The 21,953-nt window shown below is 74.7% G+C and carries 19 protein-coding genes and 1 riboswitch; of the genes, 8 read left to right on the forward strand and 11 right to left on the reverse strand.

Features of this window, described 5'->3' with window-relative positions; genetic code table 11:
• Window positions 1–26 precede the first annotated feature (26 nt).
• Window positions 27–464, forward strand: a complete 438-nt coding sequence (locus IEW03_RS15930) for a (deoxy)nucleoside triphosphate pyrophosphohydrolase (RefSeq protein ID WP_188524679.1) — start codon at window positions 27–29, stop codon at window positions 462–464.
• Here IEW03_RS15930 and IEW03_RS15935 read toward each other — a convergent pair.
• Window positions 461–1,117, reverse strand: a complete 657-nt coding sequence (locus tag IEW03_RS15935) for a P-loop NTPase family protein (protein ID WP_229738251.1) — start codon at window positions 1,115–1,117, stop codon at window positions 461–463. The genes IEW03_RS15930 and IEW03_RS15935 overlap by 4 nt on opposite strands.
• A gap of 76 nt (window positions 1,118–1,193) precedes the next feature.
• Here IEW03_RS15935 and IEW03_RS15940 point away from each other — a divergent pair, with 76 nt between their 5' ends.
• Together IEW03_RS15940 and IEW03_RS15945 are read left to right on the forward strand one after the other, a co-directional pair.
• Window positions 1,194–4,157, forward strand: a complete 2,964-nt coding sequence (locus IEW03_RS15940; RefSeq protein WP_188524680.1) for an FAD-binding and (Fe-S)-binding domain-containing protein — start codon at window positions 1,194–1,196, stop codon at window positions 4,155–4,157.
• Window positions 4,158–4,165: 8 nt separating this feature from the next.
• A complete protein-coding gene (locus IEW03_RS15945; protein WP_229738267.1) occupies window positions 4,166–5,020 on the forward strand; it encodes a trimeric intracellular cation channel family protein in 855 nt (284 codons plus the stop codon).
• Between the two features lie 7 nt (window positions 5,021–5,027).
• On the opposite strand, the gene ggt is transcribed toward IEW03_RS15945, so the two are convergent.
• Window positions 5,028–6,875 carry a gamma-glutamyltransferase gene (ggt, locus tag IEW03_RS15950; protein WP_188524681.1) on the reverse strand — a complete coding sequence of 616 codons (1,848 nt, stop codon included), beginning with the start codon at window positions 6,873–6,875 and terminating at the stop codon, window positions 5,028–5,030.
• A gap of 224 nt (window positions 6,876–7,099) precedes the next feature.
• On the opposite strand from ggt, the gene IEW03_RS15955 reads away from it, so the two are divergent.
• Complete coding sequence (locus tag IEW03_RS15955) at window positions 7,100–8,404, forward strand: hemolysin family protein (RefSeq protein WP_188524682.1); 1,305 nt, start codon at window positions 7,100–7,102, stop codon at window positions 8,402–8,404.
• A gap of 61 nt (window positions 8,405–8,465) precedes the next feature.
• Here IEW03_RS15955 and IEW03_RS15960 read toward each other — a convergent pair whose 3' ends face one another.
• Genes IEW03_RS15960 through IEW03_RS15970 form a run of 3 tightly spaced genes read right to left on the reverse strand, consistent with a single transcriptional unit; the run spans window position 8,466 to window position 9,729 of the window.
• A complete protein-coding gene (locus tag IEW03_RS15960; protein ID WP_188524683.1) occupies window positions 8,466–8,786 on the reverse strand; it encodes a DMT family transporter in 321 nt (106 codons plus the stop codon).
• The gene (locus IEW03_RS15965) at window positions 8,786–9,205 is read right to left on the reverse strand and encodes a DMT family transporter (protein ID WP_268236101.1); all 420 of its coding nucleotides are present in this window, start codon (window positions 9,203–9,205) and stop codon (window positions 8,786–8,788) included. Before IEW03_RS15965 ends, IEW03_RS15960 begins: the two co-directional genes overlap by 1 nt.
• Window positions 9,202–9,729, reverse strand: coding sequence for a TetR/AcrR family transcriptional regulator (locus IEW03_RS15970; protein WP_188524684.1), 528 nt, complete (start codon window positions 9,727–9,729; stop codon window positions 9,202–9,204). Before IEW03_RS15970 ends, IEW03_RS15965 begins: the two co-directional genes overlap by 4 nt.
• A gap of 174 nt (window positions 9,730–9,903) precedes the next feature.
• Between IEW03_RS15970 and IEW03_RS15975 the strand changes: the two genes are divergently transcribed.
• Window positions 9,904–14,070 carry a phosphodiester glycosidase family protein gene (locus IEW03_RS15975; protein WP_188524685.1) on the forward strand — a complete coding sequence of 1,389 codons (4,167 nt, stop codon included), beginning with the start codon at window positions 9,904–9,906 and terminating at the stop codon, window positions 14,068–14,070.
• Window positions 14,071–14,109: 39 nt separating this feature from the next.
• Entirely contained in the window at window positions 14,110–14,547 is a 438-nt protein-coding gene (locus IEW03_RS15980; RefSeq protein WP_188524686.1) for a hypothetical protein, read from the forward strand.
• Between the two features lie 24 nt (window positions 14,548–14,571).
• On the opposite strand, the gene IEW03_RS15985 is transcribed toward IEW03_RS15980, so the two are convergent.
• The gene (locus IEW03_RS15985; protein WP_188524687.1) at window positions 14,572–15,444 is read right to left on the reverse strand and encodes an RNA polymerase sigma-70 factor; all 873 of its coding nucleotides are present in this window, start codon (window positions 15,442–15,444) and stop codon (window positions 14,572–14,574) included.
• Between the two features lie 4 nt (window positions 15,445–15,448).
• Window positions 15,449–16,060 (reverse strand): carboxymuconolactone decarboxylase family protein, encoded by a 612-nt coding sequence (locus tag IEW03_RS15990; RefSeq protein WP_188524688.1) that lies wholly within the window; start codon window positions 16,058–16,060, stop codon window positions 15,449–15,451.
• Window positions 16,061–16,183: 123 nt separating this feature from the next.
• Between IEW03_RS15990 and IEW03_RS15995 the strand changes: the two genes are divergently transcribed.
• On the forward strand, window positions 16,184–16,408 hold the full coding sequence (locus IEW03_RS15995) for a hypothetical protein (RefSeq protein ID WP_188524689.1): 225 nt from the start codon (window positions 16,184–16,186) through the stop codon (window positions 16,406–16,408).
• A gap of 15 nt (window positions 16,409–16,423) precedes the next feature.
• Here IEW03_RS15995 and IEW03_RS16000 read toward each other — a convergent pair whose 3' ends face one another.
• The gene (locus tag IEW03_RS16000; protein ID WP_188524690.1) at window positions 16,424–16,765 is read right to left on the reverse strand and encodes an ArsR/SmtB family transcription factor; all 342 of its coding nucleotides are present in this window, start codon (window positions 16,763–16,765) and stop codon (window positions 16,424–16,426) included.
• Window positions 16,766–16,781: 16 nt separating this feature from the next.
• Here IEW03_RS16000 and IEW03_RS16005 point away from each other — a divergent pair, with 16 nt between their 5' ends.
• On the forward strand, window positions 16,782–17,258 hold the full coding sequence (locus IEW03_RS16005) for an SRPBCC domain-containing protein (RefSeq protein WP_188524691.1): 477 nt from the start codon (window positions 16,782–16,784) through the stop codon (window positions 17,256–17,258).
• Window positions 17,259–17,276: 18 nt separating this feature from the next.
• On the opposite strand, the gene IEW03_RS16010 is transcribed toward IEW03_RS16005, so the two are convergent.
• From IEW03_RS16010 to IEW03_RS16020, 3 genes are all read right to left on the reverse strand, one after another.
• The gene (locus IEW03_RS16010) at window positions 17,277–17,780 is read right to left on the reverse strand and encodes an FBP domain-containing protein (RefSeq protein ID WP_188524692.1); all 504 of its coding nucleotides are present in this window, start codon (window positions 17,778–17,780) and stop codon (window positions 17,277–17,279) included.
• 386 nt (window positions 17,781–18,166) lie between these two features.
• Window positions 18,167–20,638 carry a 5-methyltetrahydropteroyltriglutamate--homocysteine S-methyltransferase gene (gene metE, locus IEW03_RS16015; protein WP_188524693.1) on the reverse strand — a complete coding sequence of 824 codons (2,472 nt, stop codon included), beginning with the start codon at window positions 20,636–20,638 and terminating at the stop codon, window positions 18,167–18,169.
• A gap of 47 nt (window positions 20,639–20,685) precedes the next feature.
• Window positions 20,686–21,729, reverse strand: coding sequence for a methylenetetrahydrofolate reductase (locus tag IEW03_RS16020; protein WP_188524694.1), 1,044 nt, complete (start codon window positions 21,727–21,729; stop codon window positions 20,686–20,688).
• 5 nt (window positions 21,730–21,734) lie between these two features.
• Window positions 21,735–21,842: riboswitch (SAM riboswitch) on the reverse strand.
• Between the last annotated feature and the right edge of the window lie 111 nt (window positions 21,843–21,953).

The following is a 21,953-nucleotide window of genomic DNA, read 5'->3' on the forward strand; positions in this document are numbered from 1 at the left end:
CCGGGGCCGGATGGCAGAATCTGGGCATGAGCTCCCGCCGCCTCGTCGTCGCCGCCGCGATCGTCGACGACCTCGCCCGCCCGGCGCGGCTGCTCGCCGCGCGGCGCAGCCGCCCGGCGGCCATCGCCGGGCGCTGGGAGTTCCCGGGCGGCAAGGTCGACCCGGGGGAGACGCCCGTGGGCGCGCTGCACCGGGAGCTCGACGAGGAGCTGGGCGTGCACGTCGAGCTCGGCGCCGAGCTGGTCGGCCCCGACGACGGCGGCTGGATCATCACCGACCGGCACGTCCTGCGGCTGTGGCGCGCCGTGGTCACGGCGGGCGAACCGCGCCCGCTGGTGGAGCACGACGAGCTGCGCGAGCTGGACCGCGCCACCCTGTTCGACGTCGACTGGCTGGACGGCGACGTGCGGATCGTCCGGGCGCTCGGCGAGACCCTCGCCGACCCGGTCGACGCGGCCCGCTAAGCCCCCTCCGCCCGCCCCTCGGCCGGCATCTGCGCCGGCCCCGCCGCGGGGAGCTGCGCGGCCAGCCACCGGTCGACGGCTCGCCGGCTGCGCAGGCGCACCACCCGCAGGTGCGGCGCGTCCGTCGCCAGCCGGGCGTCGAGGCCGCGCAGCTTGTGCCGGGTGCGCCACGCCCACCGCACGATGTGGTCGGGGTCGGTGAGGAACGTCGTCAGGGGCGGCTCGACGTTCCCGTTCCACAGCACCGTCCGCTCCAGCCGCCGGCGCACGGTGCGCCGCACGACCTGCCACATCACCACGGCGACGGGCAGGTCGAGCCAGACGAGCAGCTCGGCGCGGCCCAGCAGCAGCGGCCGCACCCTGCGGTACTGCCACTCGGTCACCCAGGCGTCACCGGCCGCGAGCGCCCGCACGTCGTCCTCGAACTCGGGGCGGGGCGTCCAGCGCGGCCCGTGGTGCAGCCCGTCCAGCTCGGTGTGCGGGACGTCGAGGACGGCCGAGAGCCGCCGGGCGAGCGTCGTCTTGCCGGACCCGGACGTGCCGGCGACGAGGATCCGGCGGGGTGCGCGTCCGGGCTCGGGACCGGGCTCGGGACCGGGCTCGGGACCGGGCTCGGGACCAGGCTCGGGACCAGGTGCGGGGCGAGAAGGCATCGGGGGATCCTACGGCCGCGCGCCGGGCGTGCGGGGCGGGTTCGCGCGCGGGGCCGCGCCCTGCTGGACTGTGCTCATGAGCCCCACGGTGAAGTCCCGCGACGTCGCGACGCCGGGGTACGAGCTGCGCACGGACCTGCTCAGCCGGGTCGCGCACGCCCACGACGCGTCGCACTACCTGCTGCGACCGGAGGTCGTGGTGCGCGCGCACGACCGGGTGGGGGTGGCCGCGGCGCTGCGCGAGGCGCGTCGTCGCGGGCTGCCGGTGACGTTCCGCTCCGGCGGCACCAGCCTGTCCGGGCAGGCGTCGGGCGGCGGGATGCTCGTCGACACGCGGGCGCGGTTCACGCGCGTGGAGGTGCTCGACGGCGGCGATCGGGTGCGCTGCGAGCCGGGCGCGACGCTGCGGCTGGTCAACGGGCACCTGTTGCGGTACGGCCGCCGGCTGGGGCCGGACCCGGCGAGCGAGGTCGCGTGCACGATCGGGGGAGTGGTCGCCAACAACTCGAGCGGCATGTCGTCGGGCACCACGCGCACCGCGTACCGGACGGTGCAGGCGATGACGGTGGTGCTGCCGAGCGGCACCGTCGTGGACACGGGCGCGCCGGACGCCGACGCGCGGCTGGCCGCCGTCGAGCCCGAGCTGCACCGCGGGCTGGCCCGCCTGCGCGACCGGGTGCGCGGCAGCGCGAGCATGCGCGCCGAGGTGGAGCGCCAGTTCGCGATGAAGAACACGATGGGCTACTCGGTCAACTCGCTGCTCGACCACGACGAGCCGGTGAAGATCCTCGAGCACCTGATGATCGGCTCGGAGGGCACGCTCGGCTGGGTCGCCGACGTCACCTTCCGCACGGTCCCGCTGCTGGCGCACGCGGCGACGACGCTGCTCGTGCTCGACTCGCTCGAACGGGCCACCGACGCGCTGGTGCCGCTGGTGGCGTCGGACCCGGAGGCGATCGAGCTGATGGACCCGGCCTCGCTGCGGGTCGCCGCGGCGGACCCCGCCGCCGACCCGTCGATGCGGTCCCTCGCCGCGGGGGCCGGCATCACGGGCCAGACGGCGCTGCTCGTGGAGTACCGGGCGGACAGCGCGGCGGCGCTCGAGCCGATGGTCGGCGCCGCGAACGACGTCGTCGGGTCACTGCGGCTCGAGGTGCCGGCGTCGGTCACGACCGACACCGCGACCCGCGACCGGCTGTGGCGGGTGCGCAAGGGCCTGTACACGGCGGTGGCGGGGGCGCGCCCGGCGGGGGCGACCGCGCTGCTGGAGGACGTCGTCGTGCCGGTGGCCGACCTCACCGCGACGGTGCGCGACCTGGGCGGACTCTTCGCCCGGCACGGTTACGACGGGTCACTGAACGACGAGGCGGTCACCTTCGGCCACGCCAAGGACGGCAACCTGCACTTCATGATCTCGCCGCGGCTCGGCGACGCCGCGGAGCTGGACCGCTACGCGGCGTTCAGCGACGACCTCGTCGACCTCGTCCTCTCCCGCGGCGGCTCGCTCAAGGCGGAGCACGGCACGGGCCGCATCATGGCGCCGTTCGTGCGCCGCCAGTACGGCGACGAGCTGTACGAGGTGATGCGCGAGATCAAGCGGCTGTGCGACCCGGCCGGCCTGCTCAACCCGGGGGTGGTCCTCACCGACGACCCGCAGGCCCACCTGCGTGACCTCAAGGTCGAGGCGTCGGCGGGCGGCGACGACGGCCCGCTGGTGGACCGCTGCGTCGAGTGCGGGTACTGCGAGCCGGGCTGCCCGTCGCGCACCGTGACGACGACGCCGCGCCAGCGCATCGCGCTGCTGAAGGAGCTGGCCGTGGCGCCGGAGGGCGAGCGCGAGGAGCTGGAGCGCGCCTACGAGTACTGGGGCGTGCAGACGTGCGCGGCCGACTCGATGTGCGTCGAGGCGTGCCCGGTCGGCATCGACACCGGGGTGGTGATGAAGGGCCACCGGGCGAGGTCGAACCCCGAGCTGGTGCAGAAGGGCGGCGAGGTGCTCGCCCGCAGCTGGGGGCCGGTGGTGGGCGCGCTGCGCGGCGCGCTCGGCGTCGTGCAGGTGGTGCCGACGCCCCTGGTGCGGGCCGCGTCCGAGGTCGCCCGGGGGATCGTGGGCACCGACGTCGTGCCGCGCGTGGACGACGACCTGCCCGGCCCCGGCCCGCGCCGGTCGCCCGACGGCGTCCCGGGTGCTGCCGGGCCGGCGGGCGCGGGCGAGCCGCGCGCGGTGCTCTTCGGGTCGTGCATGGGCGAGCTGTTCGCGCCGGCCGACGGCGGGCTGCCCGGGCTGCCCGGCGACGGACCGCGCGGCGCCGAGGCGGCGCTGCGGGCCCTGTGCGAGCGGGCGGGCGTGGGTCTCGCCGTGCCGGAGGGGATCGGCGGGCTGTGCTGCGGCACGCCGTGGGTGAGCAAGGGGCTGCCGGACGGCGCGGCCCAGATGGCGCACCGCGTGCTCGACGCCCTGTGGACGGCGACGCGCGGGGGAGAGCTGCCCGTGGTGTGCGACGCGTCGAGCTGCACGCACGGGCTCGTCGAGACGCCGAAGCACCTGGACGCCGCCGGTCGCGAGCGGTTCGCGCGGCTGCGGGTGGTCGACGCCGTGACGTTCGTGCGCACCGACGTGCTGCCGGGACTCACGGCGCGGGGCGTCGACGTGGCGCGCCAGCCGAGCGTCGTCGTCCACCCCACCTGCGCGACCGTGCACCTGGACGCCGTCGACGACCTGCGGGCCGTGGCGGCCGCCGTCGCGGACGACGCCGTCGTCCCGGCCGCCTGGGGCTGCTGCGGGTTCGCGGGCGACCGCGGCATGCTGCACCCCGAGCTCACGGCGGCGGCGACGGAGGCGGAGGCGACGGAGGTCGCGGACCGGGAGGCCGAGCTCCCGGGCGGCCGGTTCGACGCGTACGTGTCGAACAACCGCACGTGCGAGATGGGCATGGCGCGCGCCACGGGGCGCGACTACGTGCACGTGCTGGAGCTGCTGGAGGCCGCGACCCGGCCGACGGGCCGGCCGGCGCCTCGGCCGGCGACGCCGAGAGGGTGACGGCGCCGGTGCTCGCGTTGCCCGCGCTGTCGTCGCCGGCGGCGCTGCTGTCCGACGTCTCCGCCCCCGTCCTGTCGGTGGCGGGGGTGAGCGAGGCGACCCGGTGGCTCGACCTCGCCGGCGTGCTGGGCTGCGCGATCCTGGGCGGCGCCGTCGCCCGCAAGATGAACCTGGACCTGGTCGGCTACCTCATCGTCGGCATCATCTCGGGCCTGGGCGGCGGCATCCTGCGCGACGTCCTGCTGCAGAACGGCCCGCCGGTCGCGTTCACGGACTACGCCTACGTGCCGATCGCGGTGGCCGGGTCGTTCGTCGCGTTCCTCGTGAGCTTCTCCGAGGAGGCGTGGAACCGGATCTTCGTGGTCGTGGACGCGGCCGTCATCGGCCTGTGGTCGATCACCGGGGTGCAGAAGACGTTCGAGGCGGACCTCGGGTGGCTGCCCGCGATCATCCTCGGCACGGTCACCGCGGTCGGCGGCGGCACGACGCGCGACATCATCCTGCGCCGGATCCCCGCGATCTTCGGGGGCAACGGGCTGTACGCCTCGGTGGCGGCGGCGTCGTCGGCGGTGATGGTCGCGTGCACCCTGCTCGGGGTGCCGGTGGTGGGCATCATCGGCGGGATCCTGCTGTCGCTGGTGCTGCGGCTGCTCGCCGTCCGGTACGGGTGGGGGCTGCCGAACGGCCTCGGCTGGCAGCCGCACTCCCGGCTGGCCAGCCTCTGGCGGGACAAGCGCCCGAAGCTGCGCTCCGCGAGCGACGCCAGCGGCGCCGAGCGCCGGCCGGCGCGGCTGCGCGCCTCGCACCGCATCAGGACCCGGCGCCGCCGGGACGCCGGAGGGACGGGAGGCGGCGCGCCCTGACGCCGGGCTACCGCTCCACCGGGTCCACGACCATCGCCGCGCCGCCACCGCGGCGCCGCGGCTCGGAGACGGCGGTGAGCAGCCCGTCGTCGCCGATCTGCACGGCGGTCGCGGCGCCGATCTCGGCGGCCGACGTGAACTGGTCCCCGGACGCCACGAGCGAGTGCCCGTACGCCTCCAGCGCCGGGCCGTAGGCGTCGATGAACTCCGGCTCGGCGGTCACGTCCGCCGTGTTGCGCTGCGTGGCCCGGGGCGCCGCGAGCGCGTCGCCGATCGGCATGCCGCGGTCGAGGTGGTTGGTCAGCGTCTGCAGGACGGTCGTGATGATCGTGGACCCGCCGGGGGAGCCGAGCGCGAGCACCGGCTCGTCGTCGCGCAGCACGATCGTGGGCGCCATGGACGACCGAGGGCGCTTGCCGGGCTCGATGCGGTTCGGGTCGTCGGGCTCCCACACCGTCGAGAAGTCCGTGAGCTCGTTGTTCAGCAGGAAGCCGCGCCCGGGCACGACCATCCCCGAGCCGCCGGTCTGCTCGATCGTCAGCGTGTACTCGACGACGTCCCCCTCGCCGTCCACGACGGTGAGATTGGTCGTGGACACGTTCTCGGTGTCGGCGTCCGTGGCCGGGATGGTCTCGCCGCACACCCCGGAGCTGGCGTTCACGTCGCCCGGCGCGACCGGCTTGGGCGCGGCCGCCGCCGGGTCGAGCAGGCACGCGCGCTCCGCCGCGAAGTCGTCCGAGAGCAGGGTGTCGAGCGGCACGTCGACGAACGCGGCGTCGCCCAGGTAGGCGCCGCGGTCGGCGAACGCGAGCGCGCTCGCCTCGAGGTAGTGGTGCAGGTAGTCCGGGTCGGACATGCTCGCGAGGTCGAACGTCTCGAGGATGTTCAGCGCCTCGCCGACGGTCGACCCGCCGCTGGAGGACGGCGCCATGCCGTAGACGTCGAAGCCGCGGTAGTCGGAGTGCGTGGCGGGCTGCACGAGCGCCTCGTAGCCGGCCAGGTCGTCGGCGGCGAGGTAGCCGGGCGGCACCGGCAGGTCCGTGCCGGGGTCGGTCACCGGGTCCTGGACGGCGTCGACCATCTCCGCCGCCAGGTCGCCGCCGTAGAACGCGTCCGTGCCGTGCTTGGCCAGCAGCGCGTACGTGTCCGCGAGGTCCGGGTTGCGGAACCTGCTGCCCACCTGCGGCGCGTCGCCGCCGGGCAGGAAGAGCTCTGCCGTCGCGGGGAACGCGGCGAACCGCTCGGCGTTGTCCGCCGTCTGGTCGTGGAACGTCTGGTCGACGACGAACCCGCGCCGCGCGAGCTGCGTCGCGGGCTTGAGCGCCTGCTTCAGCGAGTGCGTGCCCCAGCGCTCCAGCGCGACCTCCCAGGTCGCGGGCGTGCCCGGCGTCCCCACCGAGACGCCGCTGGTCACCAGCTCGGGCATGAACGGGTACGGCTCGCCGGTGGCCGGGTCGACGAACGCGTCGCGCGGCATGTCCGCCGGCGCTGTCTCGCGGCCGTCGATCGTCTCGACCGTGCCGGTCTGCGCGTCGTAGTGCACGAAGAACCCGCCGCCACCCACGCCCGCGCTGTACGGCTCGGTGACGCCGAGCGCCGCCGCGGCCGCCACTGCCGCGTCGACGGCGTTGCCGCCCTTGCGCAGCACCTCCAGCCCGACACGGCTCGCCTCCGGGTCCACGGTGCTGATCGCGCCCCCGTAGCCGACGGCGGTGGGCACCTTGTCCTCCTGCGGGGGAGCAGCGCTCGCCGGCGCCGTCCCGACGACGGCGGCGCTCACGGCCAGCGTGGCCGCGCCGAGCGCTGCCGTGGCGCGGGCGGCGGAGCGGCGCCTGCTGGAACGACGGTGGTCCATGGCTCTCTCCTCGGGCACGTCGGGCGGGGATGATCCACCAGAGTGGCCGACATCGCCGCCCGACGCGCGCCGAGAGGCTGGTGGGAACCCTGGGTTTCCGCGTCGCGTTGTCATCGGTACACGGGATCGCACGATGATCGCGTCGCCCAGTCGCCGACCGAGCCAGAGGACGATGGACAGCGACAGCAGACCGAGCACCGCCGAGCCGGCCGCGGGAGTGTGCGGTGGACGGTGACACCTGGGCCAACGTCGGGCTCGTGCTGCTGTTCGTCGTGATCGGCGGGGTCTTCGCCGGCACGGAGTTCGCGCTGGTGTCGTTGCGCGAGAGCCAGATCGACCAGCTCGAGGAACGTGGCGCTCGCGGCCGGCGTGTCGCCTCCGTCGCGCGCGACCCGAACCGGTTCCTGGCGGCGGTGCAGATCGGGGTCACGGTCGCGGGGTTCTTCTCCGCCGCCTACGGCGCGTCCACGCTCGCGCCGGACTTCGGGCCGCTGCTCGAAGGCGTGGGAGTGCCGCCGGCGCTGGCCGACACGCTCGCCCTGGTGCTCCTCACGCTGGTCATCGCGTACCTGTCCCTCGTGCTGGGCGAGCTCGTGCCCAAGCGCATCGCGTTGCAGCGCTCGGCCCAGTTCGCGCTCGTCGTCGGCCCGCCGCTCGACCGGTTCGCCACCCTCATGCGACCGGTCATCTGGCTGCTGTCCCGCTCGACGAACGCCGTCGTGCGGCTGCTGGGCGGTGATCCGGGCGCGCGCAGCGAGGAGATGTCCGAGGAGGAGCTGCGCGACATCGTCATCGCCCACGAAGGCCTGCCCGACGACGAGCGACGCATCCTCACGGACGTCTTCGCGGCGTCCGAACGGAGCGTCGGCGAGGTCATGCGCCCCCGCGGGGAGGTGGTGTTCCTGCACGGCGACCTCACGCTCGACGCCGCGGCGGAGCAGGTCGCCGAGCATCCGTTCTCCCGGTACCCGGTGACGGGTGACGACTTCGACGACGTCCTCGGCTTCGTCCACGTGCGCGACGTCCTGCAACCCCTGCGCACCGGCGGCGGCCACCTGACCGTCGAAGCCCTCGCGCGCCCCGTGCTCGAGGTCCCCGCCAGCAACCGTGTGCTCGCGTCCCTGTCGATGATGCAGCGCAGCGGCACCCACCTGGCCCTCGTCGTCGACGAGTACGGCGGCACGGACGGGATCGTCACCCTGGAGGACCTCGTCGAGGAGCTCGTCGGCGACATCCGCGACGAGTACGACCCCGCCGCCCCCGTGCACGACGCCGGGACCTATGACGCCGGGCTCAACATCGAGGAGTTCGCCCGCCGGACCGGCATCGAGCTGGCCGACGGCCCCTACGAGACCGTCGCCGGCTACGTCCTCGCGGAGCTCGGCCGGCTCGCGGAGCCCGGCGACCACGTCGATGTCGGCGACCAGCGGCTGACCGTCGTCTCGGTCGACGACAGGAGGATCCGCACCATCGAGGTCAGCCAGCTCACCGGTGACCGCGAACCGGGCACCGACATCAGTCGGCGATGACGACGTCGTCCCCGGCGGACCGCGCGCGGTGGTCGGCCGGGCGCGCGACCGCGTGCCGCCCCTAGTGCGCGGCGCCCGTCTCGATGAGCAGCACCCCGCCGACGATGAGGACGATCCCGAGCCCCATGACCCAGGTGAGCGGCTCGGAGAACAGGAACCTGCTGAGGACGGCGGTCAGCGCGACGCCGGAGGCGGCCCAGATGCCGTAGGCGACGCCCAGCGCCATGCCGTCGGCCAGCGCGAGCAGCAGCAGCGAGAACGCCACCAGGTAGCCGACGAGGACGCCGGCCAGCCAGGCCCTTCTCCCGGTCGAGACCATGCGCAGCGAGAGCGTGCCGCCGACCTCGGAGAGGATCGCTCCGGCGAGGAACAGCCACGCCATCACGCCACCTCCTTCTTCCGGTGGGCGGCCTGTGCGCCCAGCTCGACGCACAGCACGCCCGCGACGACGAGGACGATGCCGATGCTCATGAGCAGCGTGAGCGGCTCGTCGAACAGGAGCGTCGACAGGACCGCGGTGAGCGCCACGCCGGTGGCTCCCCAGATGCCGTACGCCGCGCCGAGCGCCATCCCGGCGCGCAGCGCGAGCGCGAGACAGGTGAACGACCCGACGTAGCCGACGCCCACGACGGCGTACAGGGCGGGCAGCTCGAGCGCGCCCTTGAGGGACAGGGTCGCGCTCACCTCGAGCAGGATCGCCGCGGCGAGGAACGCCCACGCCCGGCGCCTGTCACGGCCCGTGCCGCCCGCGCTCGCGCCGCCGGCGCTCGCGTCGTCCTGGTCCGCCACCCGCCCGCTCACGACGCACCCGCCTCGTCGATCAGCCGCAGCGCGACGGCGAGGATCCGCGCCCGCTCACCCTCGTCCAGGTCGATGATCCCGAGGGCCCGGTCGAACCAGGCGCCGTCCGCGATCAGCCGCACGGCCTGCAGCGCGGCGCGGCCGTGGGGGCTCGACGTGAGCTCCTCCCCGAACCAGGGGCGGAGGCGTTCGGTCCACTGCCGGTTGAGCCGGTCGCGCAGCCGCACGTCGGACAGGAGCGCGAGGTCGCTGGGGTCGAGGTCCGCCGTGAGCGCGAAGTCGACGTACGCGCGCAGCCGGTCCTGCGGTGCCGACGTCTCCCCGGCCCGCGACTCGAGGTCCGCCGTCCAGCGGTCCACGAGCCGGTCCACCACCGCGACGGCGAGGACCTCCTTCGTCGGGAAGTGGTGCACGACGCCGGGCTTCGTGAGCCCCGCCTGGCGCGCCACGGCGTCGATCGTGAGCGGGTGGCCGTGCCCCAGCGCGGCCAGCGCGGCGTCGAGGATCTCGGGTTTCGTCGTCACCGATCGAACCTACCAAACGTTCGGTAGGCCGGGTCGACGGCCGCGCACCGGTCACGCCGCGCCCTCTGCGCGGTCAAGAAGTTTCCCTACTGGTTGACAACGTGAAAGTTGATGGCAACCTGGGCACGGGACGCTGCAACGGCGCACGCCCCGGTCACCTGCGGAGGAACCTCGATGAGCCGAGCCATCAGCCGAGCAGCACGTCGAGCAGCCCGTCGGGCTCCACGTCGGGCTCCAGGTCTGGCACCGTCACCCGCCCGGCGCGCGACCGTCTCGGGGGTCGCCGGCCTGCTCGGGCTGGCGCTGGTGGTCCCGGGGACGGCGGCGGTCGCCGTTCCCGACCCGGACGCCCCCGTCGCGACGGCCGAGCCCGGCGTCGAGCCCACCACCACGGTCACCGACGACGTCGCCGACCTGGCGCTGGACGACGACGGCGCCGCGATCGTCACCGAGCGCACGGAGCGCCTGATCGCGCCCGGGCTGGAGCTCACCGAGTTCGCGCGGATGTCCGCCGACGGCTGGCTCAGCGGCGAGGTGCTGGTCGCGCACCTCGGACAGGAGGGCGGCCCGCGCGTCGGCTACCTCGGCGCGGACGCCGTCGCCGGCAACGCCACGGTGAGCGAGATGGCGGCCGGCTCCGGCGCCGTCGCGGCCGTCAACGGCGACTTCTTCGACATCAACAACTCGGGTGCCGCCCTCGGCACCGGCGTGCAGGACGGCACGCTGCTGAAGTCCGCGTCGCCGGGCCGGGAGAAGTCCGTCGCGATCGACTCCTCGGGGATGGGCCGGCTCGCCGAGCTCTTCCTCGCCGGCAGCGTCACGGTCCCCGGGCCCGGCGGCACGGCGGACGGCGAGCAGGAGCTCACCGTCGACGGCCTCAACGTCTCGGCCGTGCCCGCCGCCGGCGTCGCCGTCTACGACGCGGCCTGGGGCGACTTCACCCGCGCCCGCCCGCTCGGCGCCGGCGAGGAGGGCATCGAGGTGCAGGTCCGCCTGGACGGCCCGGAGGCCACCACCGGCGAGGTGCTGTCGGTCGGTGCCCCCGGCGAGGGTCGGCTGCCGGCCGACGTGCGCGCCGTCGTCGCCCGCCCCGGCGCGGCTGCGGACGCGCTCGCCGCCCTCGCGCCCGGCGACCCCGTGACCCTCACCTACGGGCTGCGCGACGACGCGGGCGAGGTCGCCACCGCGATCGGCGGGGACACGGGCGACTGGCTGCTGGAGGACGGCGAGGTCACGTCCGACACGGGTGGGCACGCGCTGGTGCGGCACCCGCGCACGGCGATCGGCTTCGACCCCACGGGTCGCACCGCGTACCTCGTCGTGGTGGACGGCCGCCAGGCGCACAGCGTCGGCGCGACGCTCCCGGAGCTCGGCCGTTTCCTGGGGCAGCTCGGCGCGGACGACGCGCTCAACCTCGACGGCGGCGGCTCGTCGACGATGGTCGCGCGGGTCCCGGGCGACGCGGGCACCAGCGTCCTCAACCGCCCGTCGGACGGCGCGGAGCGCCTCGACGCGAACGGCCTCGGCCTGTTCACGGCCGCCGGCTCCGGGCAGGTGCACGCCTACGACGTGCGCGCCGAGGTGCCCACCGGCGACGCCCCGGCGTCCGACGCCCTGCGCGTCTTCCCGGGCCTGCACCGCACGCTCGCGGCGAAGGGGTACGACGAGGCGATGGCGCCCGTCGACGCGGCCTCGGGCGGGGTGCCGGCGGAGTGGACGACGACCGACGCCGCCGTGGCGGGCGTCGCCCGCTCCGAGGACGGCTCGGGGGTCGTGACCGGCGCCGCGCCGGGCACCGCGACCGTCCGCGCCGCGACCCCCACGGACGACGGCGTCGCCAGCGGCACCGCCGACGTCACCGTGCTGGGCGCGCCGGAGCGGCTGTCGGTGCCCGAGCCGGTCGTGACACTGCCGGACGCCGAGCAGACCGCGTCGGTCACCGTCGTCGGTCATGACGCGGACGGCTGGTCCGCGCCGATCGAGGCGCGGGACGTCGAGGTGACCGGCGGTCAGGGCGTGGCGACGCTGGAGCCGGCGGCCGACGGGTCGTTCACCGTGCGGGCGCTGCAGGACGACGGCGCGGCCTCGTTCACGCTCACCGTCGGCGACCTGAGCCTCGACATCGCGGTCGCGGTGTCGCTGGAGGAGGTGCAGGTCGCCGACTTCGCCGACGCCGAGGCGTGGACGTCGGCCCACGACCGCGCCCCGGGCGGGTCCGTCGGGCCCGCCGAGGGCCACGACGGCACCCCCGGCCTGCGCATGACGTACGACTTCACGCAGTCGACCGCCACCCGCGGCCAGTACGCCGTGGTCCCCGGAGGCGGGCGGGAGATCCCTGGCCAGCCGCGCGCGGTCACGATGTGGGTGCACGGCGACGAGCAGGGCGCCTGGCTGCGGCTGCAGGTGCGCCAGGGCGACGGCGTGGTCACCAACCTCGACGGGCCGGAGGTGTCCTGGGAGGGCTGGCGCCAGGTCGAGTTCACCGTGCCCGAGGGGGTCGCGTACCCGCTGACCCTGCAGCGCGTGCGCGCGCTGGAGACCGGCGCGACGAGCCAGTACGCCGGCGAGCTCGTGCTCTCCGACCTGCGGGCGCAGGTGCCGCCGGACGTCGAGGTGCCCGCCGTGGCCGAGGTCCGCGACCCGGTCGTGGTCGACGAGGACGCGACCGACGACGCGCCGCTGCGCGTCGCCGTGATGTCGGACGCGCAGTTCGTGGCGCGCAACCCGGGGTCCGGCGCGGTCGCGGGGGCGAAGAAGGCCCTCGCGGAGATCGTCGCCGACGACCCCGACCTGCTCGTCATCAACGGCGACCTGGTCGACGAGGCGTCGCCCGCCGACTTCGACCTGGCCCGCCAGGTCCTCGACGAGGGGCTCGCCGGGGCCGACTTCCCCTGGTACTACCTGCCGGGCAACCACGAGGTCATGGGCGGCGAGATCGAGAACTTCGAGGCCGAGTTCGGCGAGCGCACGCACGTGGTCGACGTGCCCGCCGCGGGCGGCGGGGCGACCCGGCTCGTCATGCTCGACTCGTCGGCCGGTCGCCTCGGCGCCGACTTCGAGCAGGTCCGCGCCCTGCGCGAGGCCCTCGACGACGCCGCGTCGGACGACGCCGTGTCGGGCGTCGTGACGTTCTTCCACCACCCGCTCGACGACCCGCTGCCCACCAAGGGATCGCAGCTCACCGACCGGGTCGAGGCCGAGACGCTCCGCGGCTGGTTCGAGGACTTCCGCACCACGTCGGGCAAGCCGATCGCGTCGGTGGGCTCGCACGTCGGGGCGTTCCACGCGCAGGTCGGCGACGGCGTCCCGTACGTCGTCAACGGCAACTCCGGCAAGAGCCCGGCCAGCACGCCCGAGGACGGCGGGTTCACGGGCTGGTCGATGGTCGGGCTGGACCCGTCGGCCGCGGCTGACGCGGGGTCCGGCGACCCGCGCGACTGGTTCTCCTTCGAGGTCAACGCCCGCGCCGAGGCCGTGGCGGTCTCGGGCCCGGGCGAGCTGGCCGTCGGGACGTCGGGGCAGGTGAGTGCTCTGCTCACCCAGGACGACACCCGCGAGGTGCCCGTCGAGTGGCCCGTGTCGTCCCGCTGGGGCGGCGACAAGGTGTTCGTCGGGGACGCCGCGGACGCGCCGTCGGGCACCGTGCTGGCGCTCGACCCGGCCACGCACGAGGCCACCGCCGTCGCCCCCGGCCGGGCGACGCTGGAGGTCGAGGTGAACGGCGAGGTCGGCACCCTCGAGGTGCTCGTCCCGGCGGGCGCGCCCGGCGAGGCGCGGATCAGCGACGACAACGGCTGGGACACCGGCCTGCGTGACGGCGACTACCGGGTGCTCGTCGACCTGTGGCACGGCGAGAACGCGACCAGCATGAGGCTGTTCGAGAACGGCGCGCTGGTCCACACGGAGGAGCTCACCCACGGCGGCACCGACGCGCAGCGCGTCGCCGTCCCGGTGACCGGCAAGCGCAACGGCGAGTACGTGTACACGTGCGAGCTGGTCAACGTGGCCGGGGCGACGCCGTGCGCGAACGAGCACACGGTGAAGGTCACGGACGCGAACCCCGGCACGCCGGTGCTGTCCCACGACAACTACGACGCCGACGGCGACTTCGCCGTCACGGCGAACAAGTGGTGGGGCACCCAGGCGACCGGCTACGTGCTGCTCGAGGACGGCGTCGAGATCGACCGGCAGGAGCTGGTGCCCGGCGCCGGGGGAGAGGCTCAGTCGGCCACGACGGCCGTCACCGGCCGCGAGCCCGGCACCCACCGGTACGTGGCCGTGCTGACCAACGACGCGGGCGAGACCCGCAGCAAGGAGCTGACGGTGCGCGTGCGGAGGTGACCCGTGCGTCGATCAGGGCCGCATCGATAGTGTCGGCGCATGGCGATCGACGGTGCGCTGCAGGACGGTTCGACGACGACCTCACGGCGTCTCTGGGCCGTGGCGCTCGCGTCCGTGCTGCTCGCCCTCGCAGGGTGCTCGTCGACCGATACCGGGGCGGACTCGCCGGTCCAGTGGGAGGACGACCTGGTCGGCACGTTCGAGGACGCTGAAGGTGAGCTCCACGTGACCCTCGAGGAGGGACACGACTTCTCCGCGACGGGAACGCCGGACGGGCTGGTCGGCGACCTCTTCGAGGAGGACGGGACCGAGGTCGTCGGTGAGTGGGTGCTGCACGGGCACGGCCGGACGCTCTTCCTGAAGGTCCTGCACCCGGGCACGGGGGAGACGATGCGCGTCGTTCCCGTCGAGGTGATCTCCGCCGACGAGCTGAGCGTGCGCCAGGACGTCGACGCCGACCTCACCAGGGTGTCGTAGCGGCAGGCTCGGGCGGCGGTCCGCTCAGCGGGCGAGGGCGGACTCGGCGTCGAGCCGGGCCAGCTTCTCGGGGTTGGCGATCCCGAACAGGCGGGTGATCCTGCCGCCGGAGACGGTGAGGCCGACGGCGACCACCAGCGTGCCGTCCACCTCGACCAGCACGCCCGGGCCGCCGTTGATCCACGCCGGGGCTGCTGTGACGCCGGCCCGCGACCCGACTCCCCGCACGAGCGCGTTCGCCAGCCGGTCCGCGCCGACGACGGGCCTGCGGGACGCGCCCCGCACCAGGCCCCCACCGTCGGCCACGGCCACGACGTCGGGCGCGAGCACGTCCATCAGGCCCTGCAGGTCGCCCGTCACGACGGCGTCCATGAATCTCCGCACGACCTGCTCCTGCTCGGCGCGGTCCACCTCCGCCCGCGGCCGGCGCGCGGCCACGTGGCCGCGCGCGCGACGGGCGATCTGCCGCACCGTGGCAGGCGACTTGCCGACGGCGTCCGCGATCTCGTCGTACGGGGTGTCGAAGACCTCCCGCAGCACGAAGACGGCCCGCTCGGTCGGGCCGAGGGTCTCGAGCACCGTGAGCATGGCGATCGACACGCTCTCCGCGAGCTCGACGTCGTCGGCGACGTCGGGGCTGGTCAGCAAGGGTTCGGGCAGCCACTCGCCGACGTAGTCCTCCCGACGCCGGGACACGGTGCGCAGGCGGTTGAGCGCCTGACGCGTGACGGCGCGGACCAGGTACGGCCGCGCCTCGCGAACCTGCGACCGGTCGACGGCGGCCCACCGCAGCCAGGTCTCCTGCACGACGTCCTCGGCGTCGGCGGCGGAGCCGAGCATCTCGTAGGCGACCGTGAACAGCAGGCTGCGGTGGGCGACGAACGCGTCGTCGGTCATGCCCTCACCCTGCCACCCGGCCGGCGGCGGCGACGTCGGAGCCGGCGGAGTGCGCCGGCAGCGGCGGGAGCCCGCACGACGCGGCGAACTCCTGCGACCGGATGCCGAGCGCCAGGTTCATGCGGGCGGTGGCGTTCATGAGCCCGACCATGGCCGTGAGCTCGACGAGGGCGGGCGCCCCGAGGTCGTCCAGCACCGCGGCGGACAGCTCGTCGGTGACGGCCGCCGGCTGCTGGCACATCGCCGCGGCGTACTCCATGACGCGGCGCTCGGTGGCGGTGAACACGTCGGACTCGCGCCAGCGCGGGACCTCACGCGCCCGGGCCTCGTCGAGGTGGTCGTTGTGCGCCATGAAGTAGTGCAGGTCCAGGCAGAAGCTGCACCCGACCTCGGCTGCGGCGGCCATGCTGGCGAACGTCGTGAGGTCGGCGTCGAGCCGGTGCCATTTCTTGGACTTCGCGCCGATGCTCATGAGGTCTCGGAAGACTGCCGGGTGGTGCCACAGGATTCCGGCCGACTCCGGCACCTCGCCGAGCATGCGGCGGCTCATCGTCTTGACCAGTGCCCCGTAGACGCCGGTGATCTCGGCGGCGGGGACGCGGGTGGTGCTCGTCATGTCTCCTCCAGGTCTCTCGTGCGGTCGACATTGAGACACCGCCCGGCGTCGTCGCGTGACATCCAGGGCGGTCCCGCACGCACCCGCTGGCCGCGGTCGGGCGCGGCGTCGTACGCTCTGGCCATGAGCGAATTCCAGGTCAACCCGCGCGTCAAGGCCGAGTCGACGGCTGCCGTCCTCGGCCGCTTCCTCGGCGCGTCCGTGCTCTTCGTCGCCGGTCTGGTGCTGTTCGGTTCCGGCGCCTCGGGCGGGAACCCGACCCTGGACCCGTACTTCGTCGTGGGTGGCATCCTCGCCGTCTCGCTGGCCTTCGGCCTGCCGATGATCGGTGCGCACGAGCGCGGCTGACCACCCGCCCGCCGGTCAGCGCGGGTCGTCCAGCCGCTCCAGCAGGTCGACGGCGGCGCGGGCGTACTCGCCGATCCACCGGTCGTAGATCCGCTTGATGGGAACGGGCGCGAGCGCCAGGTGGCGCTCGCGCCCGTTCTTGCGCCCGACGACGAGCTCGGCGCGCTCCAGCACGCGCAGGTGCTGCAGCACGGTGGTGCGGTCGAGCTCGGGGAAGCGGGCGCACAGCTCGCCCGTGGTGCAGGGCGCCGCCTTGAGGACGTCGAGCATCCGGCGTCGCACCGGCGCGGCCAGCGCCTTGAAGACGAGGTCGTCCGCGTCGTCGTCGGCCGGATCCCTGGAGCTCTGCGCATTCATGTGATAAAACTACAACATGAATGAGACGCAGCAGCTCACCGAACTGACCTTCACGGTCTCGGGTCGCGTCTCGCGCCCGTGCCGAGAGACGTACGAGGCGATCGCCGACCCCGACCAGCTCTCCCGCTACTTCACCACCGGCGGCGCCCGGGGCCGGCTCGAGCCCGGGGCCGACGTGTCCTGGGACTTCGCCGACTTCCCGGGCCGTTTCCCGGTCACCGTCGTGGAGGCGACGCCGCCGCGGCGCATCGTCATCCGGTGGGAGGGCGAGGCCGTCGCGGGCGGCTCGGGGAGCACCACCACGACCTTCGAGCTCGAGCCGATCGACGACGACACCCGCACGCTCGTGACGATCACGGAGTCGTCGTGGCAGCCCACCGAGGCGGGCGCGAAGAACGCGTTCGGCAACTGCGAGGGGTGGACCGGCATGCTCGCCGCCCTGAAGGCGTGGCTCGAGCACGGCATCAACCTGCGCGAGGGCTTCTACCGGTAGCCCCCGCGCAGGCGGCCGTCAGGCGGTGCTGCGCACCTCGGCGACGAAGCGGCCGGCGCGTTCCTGGAGACCCTCGACGCGGCGCTCGACGATCGCGGCGCGGACCGCGGCGTCGTCCGACCCGGCCTCGGCCAGGGTGGGACGACGGCGGACGTTGCGCGAGCAGCGGAAGTCGCTGCAGACCAGCGTGCCGATGGTGTCGCCCTTGCGGCCGGCGGCGCCGGCCCGGCGGGCGACGTAGAGCTGGACGTCGCTCGTCTCGACGACGTCCTCGCACCACGCGCACATCACGGCGCGGCGCGGTCCGGTGCGCTCGGTGGCGCGCAGCAGCATCCCGACGGGGACGTCGTCGATCCACATGACGACGTACGCGGACAGGGGCTGCTTGCGGTCGCGCCAGCCGAGGTACTCGAGGCTGTCCCAGGGGACCTCGTCGAGGTCGGGGACGATCATGCGCTGCCGCTCGCTGCGGGTGGCGTTCACGAGGCTGTCGCGGAGCTGCTTCTCGGTGAGGGGGTTCATCAGGGTCGGCCTTCGGTGAGCGGGGGGTGTCACCGGCGGGGGCGGCGCGCGATCGCGGCGCGGCGAGGTCCTGCCGGACGACGGTGGGCATGACGAGGCCCCGCGTCGTCCGGCCTGCCGACCCGATCAGCGTGGAACGGTCAGCGGCGGACGACGTCGGGGCAGGCGGGACTGCCCGAGCAGGCCTGGTGGCCCACCCCGCTCCCTGCGACGCCCGGCATCGCTCGCTCCTCGCTCGTGGAAAGTGTGTGGTCCGCTCGCGCCCGACGGGCACGACCGGCCCCTCCAGGGTGGCACGGGCCGTCGCCCGGGTCGACAAGAAATGCGTCACCCGGGCGACGGCGCCGGTCAGAGGGCCGGTCAGAGGTCCGGTCAGACGGTGCCGGTCAGATGGCGGCGCGCACCTCGCGGGCGGCGGCGACGAGGTGACGCAGCGCGGGCTCCACCTCGGCGTACCCGCGCGTCTTGAGCCCGCAGTCGGGGTTGACCCACACCAGCGACGGGTCGATCGACTTCACCGCGAGCCGCAGCAGCTCGGTGACCTCCGCCGTCGACGGCACGCGCGGGGAGTGGATGTCGTAGACGCCCGGCCCGACGCCGCGCGAGTACCCGGCGTCGGCGAGCTCCGGCACGATCTCCATGCGCGAGCGCGCGGCCTCGAGCGACGTCACGTCGGCGTCGAGGCCGTCGATGGCGCCCACGACCTCGCCGAACTCCGAGTAGCACAGGTGCGTGTGCACCTGTGTGGCCGCCGCGGCGCCGGCGGTCGCGAGCCGGAACGACCCCACCGACCAGCGCAGGTAGTCGTCCTGGTCAGCACGACGCAGGGGCAGCAGCTCGCGCAGCGCGGGCTCGTCGACCTGCACGACGCCGATCCCGGCCGCCTCCAGGTCGGCGACCTCGTCGCGCAGGGCGAGCGCCACCTGGTTCGCCGTGTCGCCGAGGGGCTGGTCGTCGCGCACGAACGACCAGGCCAGGATCGTCACCGGGCCGGTGAGCATGCCCTTGACGGGCTTGTCGGTGAGCGACTGGGCGTACTGCGACCACTCGACCGTCATGGCCTCGGGCCGGGAGACGTCTCCCCACAGGATCGGCGGGCGCACGCAGCGCGAGCCGTACGACTGCACCCAGCCGAGCGCCGTCGTCGCGAACCCGTCGAGCTGCTCGGCGAAGTACTGCACCATGTCGTTGCGCTCGGGCTCGCCGTGCACGAGCACGTCGAGGCCGAGGTCCTCCTGCAGCCGCACGACGCGCTCCACCTCGGCCCGCATCGCCGTCGTGTAGGCGGCGTCGTCGAGCTCCCCCTTCGCCCACGCAGCGCGGGCGGTGCGGATGTCGGTGGTCTGCGGGAACGAGCCGATCGTGGTCGTCGGCAGCGCGGGCAGGCCGAGCCGGGCACGCTGCGCCGCGACGCGCTCGTCGTGCGCGCCGCGCGCGAAGTCGCCGTCGGACAGGCGCGCGAGCCGGTCGCGCACCGCCGGCACGACGACGCCGGTGGCCGCCCGGCGCGAGGCCGCGGCGGCGGACGACGCGGCGAGGGCTTCGGCGACGGCCTCGCGACCCTCCGCGACGGCGCGCGCCAGCACGGTCACCTCGCCCACCTTCTGGTCGGCGAACGCCAGCCAGTCGCGCAGGCGCGGGTCCAGGGCGAGCCGGCCCGCGTCGGGCCCGTCGTCGAACGTCTCGTCGTCGACGTCGTGCGGCACGTGCAGCAGCGACGTCGAGGTGCCGACCGTGACGGCGCCGGCGCCCAGCGGGCGCAGCGACTCGGCGACCTCCAGGCGCGCGGCCAGGTCGGAGCGCCACACGTTGTGACCGTCGACCACGCCGGCGACCAGCGTCTTCGTGGCCAGGCCGGGGACGGTGCCGCCGGGGCCCGCGCCCGTGGGCACCGCGCCGCGCACGAGGTCGATCGCGATCGCCTCGACGTCCGTGGCGGCGAGCAGGGCGAGGGCGTCGTCCGGGCCGCCGGCGGGCCGGCCGGGGGCCTGGAGCCCGCCGAACGGCGTGGCCACGAGGATCGCGGGCCGCTCGGCCTCGGTCTCCGTGTCGCCGTCGGCGTCGTCCTGCGCAGGGTCCGCGGGGACCAGGTCGGTCGCCAGCGCCCGGTACGCGGTCGCGACCGCCGCGCGCAGGCGCTCGGGGTCGAGGTCGCCGGTGTCCGTCACGAGGACGGGCTCGTCGAGCTGCACCCAGGGCGCGCCGACGGCCGCCAGCGCGCGCAGCAGCTCGGCGTACGCGGCGACGACGTCGTCGAGCCGGTCGAGCGGGTGGAAGCCCTCGCCCGCGTCGTCGGCCGCCTTGGACAGCGCGAGGAACGTCACGGGGCCCACGAGCACCGGACGCGTGGTGACGCCGGCTTCCTTGGCCTCGGCGTACTCGCGCACGATGCGGTGGTCGGCGAACGAGATCGGGGTGCTCTCGCTGATCTCGGGCACCAGGTAGTGGTAGTTGGTGTCGAACCACTTGGTCATCTCGAGCGGCGCGTCCTCGCCCCGGCCGCGGGCGACGGTGAAGTAGCCCTCCGGCTCGAGAGAGCCGTCGTCGGGGTCGATCAGGTCGGCGAACCGCGCCGGCACGGCGCCGAGCAGCGCGACGACGTCGAGCACCTGGTCGTAGTACGAGAACGAGCCGGGCACGGAGCCGTCGTCGGGGTCGAGCCCGAGCGCGGCGAGCCGCCGCACGGTGTCACGGCGCAGGGTGCCGGCCGCGATCTCGAGGTCGACGGCGTCGGAGCGCCCGGACCAGAAGGACTCGACGGCCTTCTTCAGCTCGCGGCGGCGCCCGATGCGCGGGTAGCCGAGGATCGTGCCGCCGGGGAACGCCGGGCGGCGGGTCGTGGTGGGGTCGGTGGTCATGAGCAGTCCTCGCTGTCCTGGTCCCGGTCTGACGGTGGTGGACCGCGTCAGACGGCGGGAGCCTCGGGTCGGATGCCCGGTACCAGCGGCCTTCTGGCCAGGTCGTCGTCGCCGGGCACGTCGGGAACGTGGCCGGACGACGTGTGACCGCCGAGGTGGACACCCTCGAGCAGGTCCAGAGCGGGTCGGTACTTGTTGAACGTGTACACGTGGATGCCGGGGGCGCCGGCGTCGAGCACGCGCTGGGCGAGCTCCACGCCGCGCGCCGTCCCGTAGGCGTGCTGGGCCTCCGGGTCCGGCAGCGCGTCGAGGGCGTCCAGCAGGTGCTGGGGCGCCCGGACGCCGGTGAGCTCCTCGACGCGACGGAGCCGGCGCGGCTCGGTCGTGGGCAACAGCCCCGCGAGGATCGGGATCGTCACGCCGGCCGCGCGGGCCTCGGTGACGAAGTCGGTGTACGAGTCGGCCTCGTAGAACAGCTGGGTGATGGCGAAGCCGGCGCCGGCCTGCTGCTTCTCCAGCAGGCGCTGCACCTCCTGGGTACGGGTGGTCCCGGCCTGGACGTTGCCGTTCGTGAACGTCGCGACGGCGATCGTCATCGGCCGGGCTGCCCCGCGCAGGGCGCTGCCGGGGTCGGCGGCGCAGCGGCGGGACTCCACCTCGCGCAGGAGGTGGACGAGCTCGACGGACGAGTGCACGCCGTCCGCCGGCGGACGCCAGTCGGGCTGGTCCTGGGGCGGGTCGCCGCGCAGGGCCAGGAAGGCGCGGGTGCCGGCGTCGAGGAAGTCGTCGATGACGGCGGACACGTCCTCGCGGGACGCGCCCACGCAGGTCAGGTGCGCCACCGGCAGCACGGGCGTGCCCTCGAGCAGGCGCTCCACGACCTGGCGCGCCGTCGCCCGGTCGCCGCCGCCCGCGCCGTACGTCACCGACACGAAGTCCGGGTGCGTCGCGACCAGGCGTCGGGCCGTCTCCCAGAACTTCGGCGCGGCGTGCGGCCGGCGCGGCGGCATCATCTCGAACGAGACCGTCGGGCGTGCCGGCAATGCCGGCTGAGCTGCCGGGGTGGGCGAAGGGGTTGCCTCTGCGACCATGCGTCACTCCATCGGACCTGGTGTTGAGCACCTTCGTCCTCGGGAGGCTTCCGTCGGAGAACGGGTTGCTGCGGCGTCGTCGAGCCAGGACTCTCGGCCGCTCTGGATGGCTTGGGTCTCGATCGTAGGCGCCGTCCGTGATGCGAGCCAGCGCCGGTCCGGTCCATGAGATGTCGTGCCTCGACCGGCGCGCCCCGCGCCGCACCCGCCGGCACCCTCGGGCC

This window comes from Isoptericola cucumis (assembly GCF_014635665.1).
GTDB lineage: Bacteria > Actinomycetota > Actinomycetes > Actinomycetales > Cellulomonadaceae > Isoptericola > Isoptericola cucumis.

What these genes read in the sequence shown, in the direction of transcription:
- IEW03_RS15930 (WP_188524679.1), top strand. Translation starts at nt 27, where the DNA reads ATGAGCTCCCGCCGCCTCGTCGTCGCCGCCGCGATCGTCGACGACCTC.
- IEW03_RS15935 (WP_229738251.1), bottom strand. Translation starts at nt 1,117, where the DNA reads ATGCCTTCTCGCCCCGCACCTGGTCCCGAGCCTGGTCCCGAGCCCGGT.
- IEW03_RS15940 (WP_188524680.1), top strand. Translation starts at nt 1,194, where the DNA reads ATGAGCCCCACGGTGAAGTCCCGCGACGTCGCGACGCCGGGGTACGAG.
- ggt (WP_188524681.1), bottom strand. Translation starts at nt 6,875, where the DNA reads ATGGACCACCGTCGTTCCAGCAGGCGCCGCTCCGCCGCCCGCGCCACG.
- IEW03_RS15960 (WP_188524683.1), bottom strand. Translation starts at nt 8,786, where the DNA reads ATGGCGTGGCTGTTCCTCGCCGGAGCGATCCTCTCCGAGGTCGGCGGC.
- IEW03_RS15975 (WP_188524685.1), top strand. Translation starts at nt 9,904, where the DNA reads ATGAGCCGAGCCATCAGCCGAGCAGCACGTCGAGCAGCCCGTCGGGCT.
- IEW03_RS15980 (WP_188524686.1), top strand. Translation starts at nt 14,110, where the DNA reads ATGGCGATCGACGGTGCGCTGCAGGACGGTTCGACGACGACCTCACGG.
- IEW03_RS15985 (WP_188524687.1), bottom strand. Translation starts at nt 15,444, where the DNA reads ATGACCGACGACGCGTTCGTCGCCCACCGCAGCCTGCTGTTCACGGTC.
- IEW03_RS15990 (WP_188524688.1), bottom strand. Translation starts at nt 16,060, where the DNA reads ATGACGAGCACCACCCGCGTCCCCGCCGCCGAGATCACCGGCGTCTAC.
- IEW03_RS15995 (WP_188524689.1), top strand. Translation starts at nt 16,184, where the DNA reads ATGAGCGAATTCCAGGTCAACCCGCGCGTCAAGGCCGAGTCGACGGCT.
- IEW03_RS16000 (WP_188524690.1), bottom strand. Translation starts at nt 16,765, where the DNA reads ATGAATGCGCAGAGCTCCAGGGATCCGGCCGACGACGACGCGGACGAC.
- IEW03_RS16005 (WP_188524691.1), top strand. Translation starts at nt 16,782, where the DNA reads ATGAATGAGACGCAGCAGCTCACCGAACTGACCTTCACGGTCTCGGGT.
- IEW03_RS16010 (WP_188524692.1), bottom strand. Translation starts at nt 17,780, where the DNA reads ATGAACCCCCTCACCGAGAAGCAGCTCCGCGACAGCCTCGTGAACGCC.
- metE (WP_188524693.1), bottom strand. Translation starts at nt 20,638, where the DNA reads ATGACCACCGACCCCACCACGACCCGCCGCCCGGCGTTCCCCGGCGGC.
- IEW03_RS16020 (WP_188524694.1), bottom strand. Translation starts at nt 21,729, where the DNA reads ATGGTCGCAGAGGCAACCCCTTCGCCCACCCCGGCAGCTCAGCCGGCA.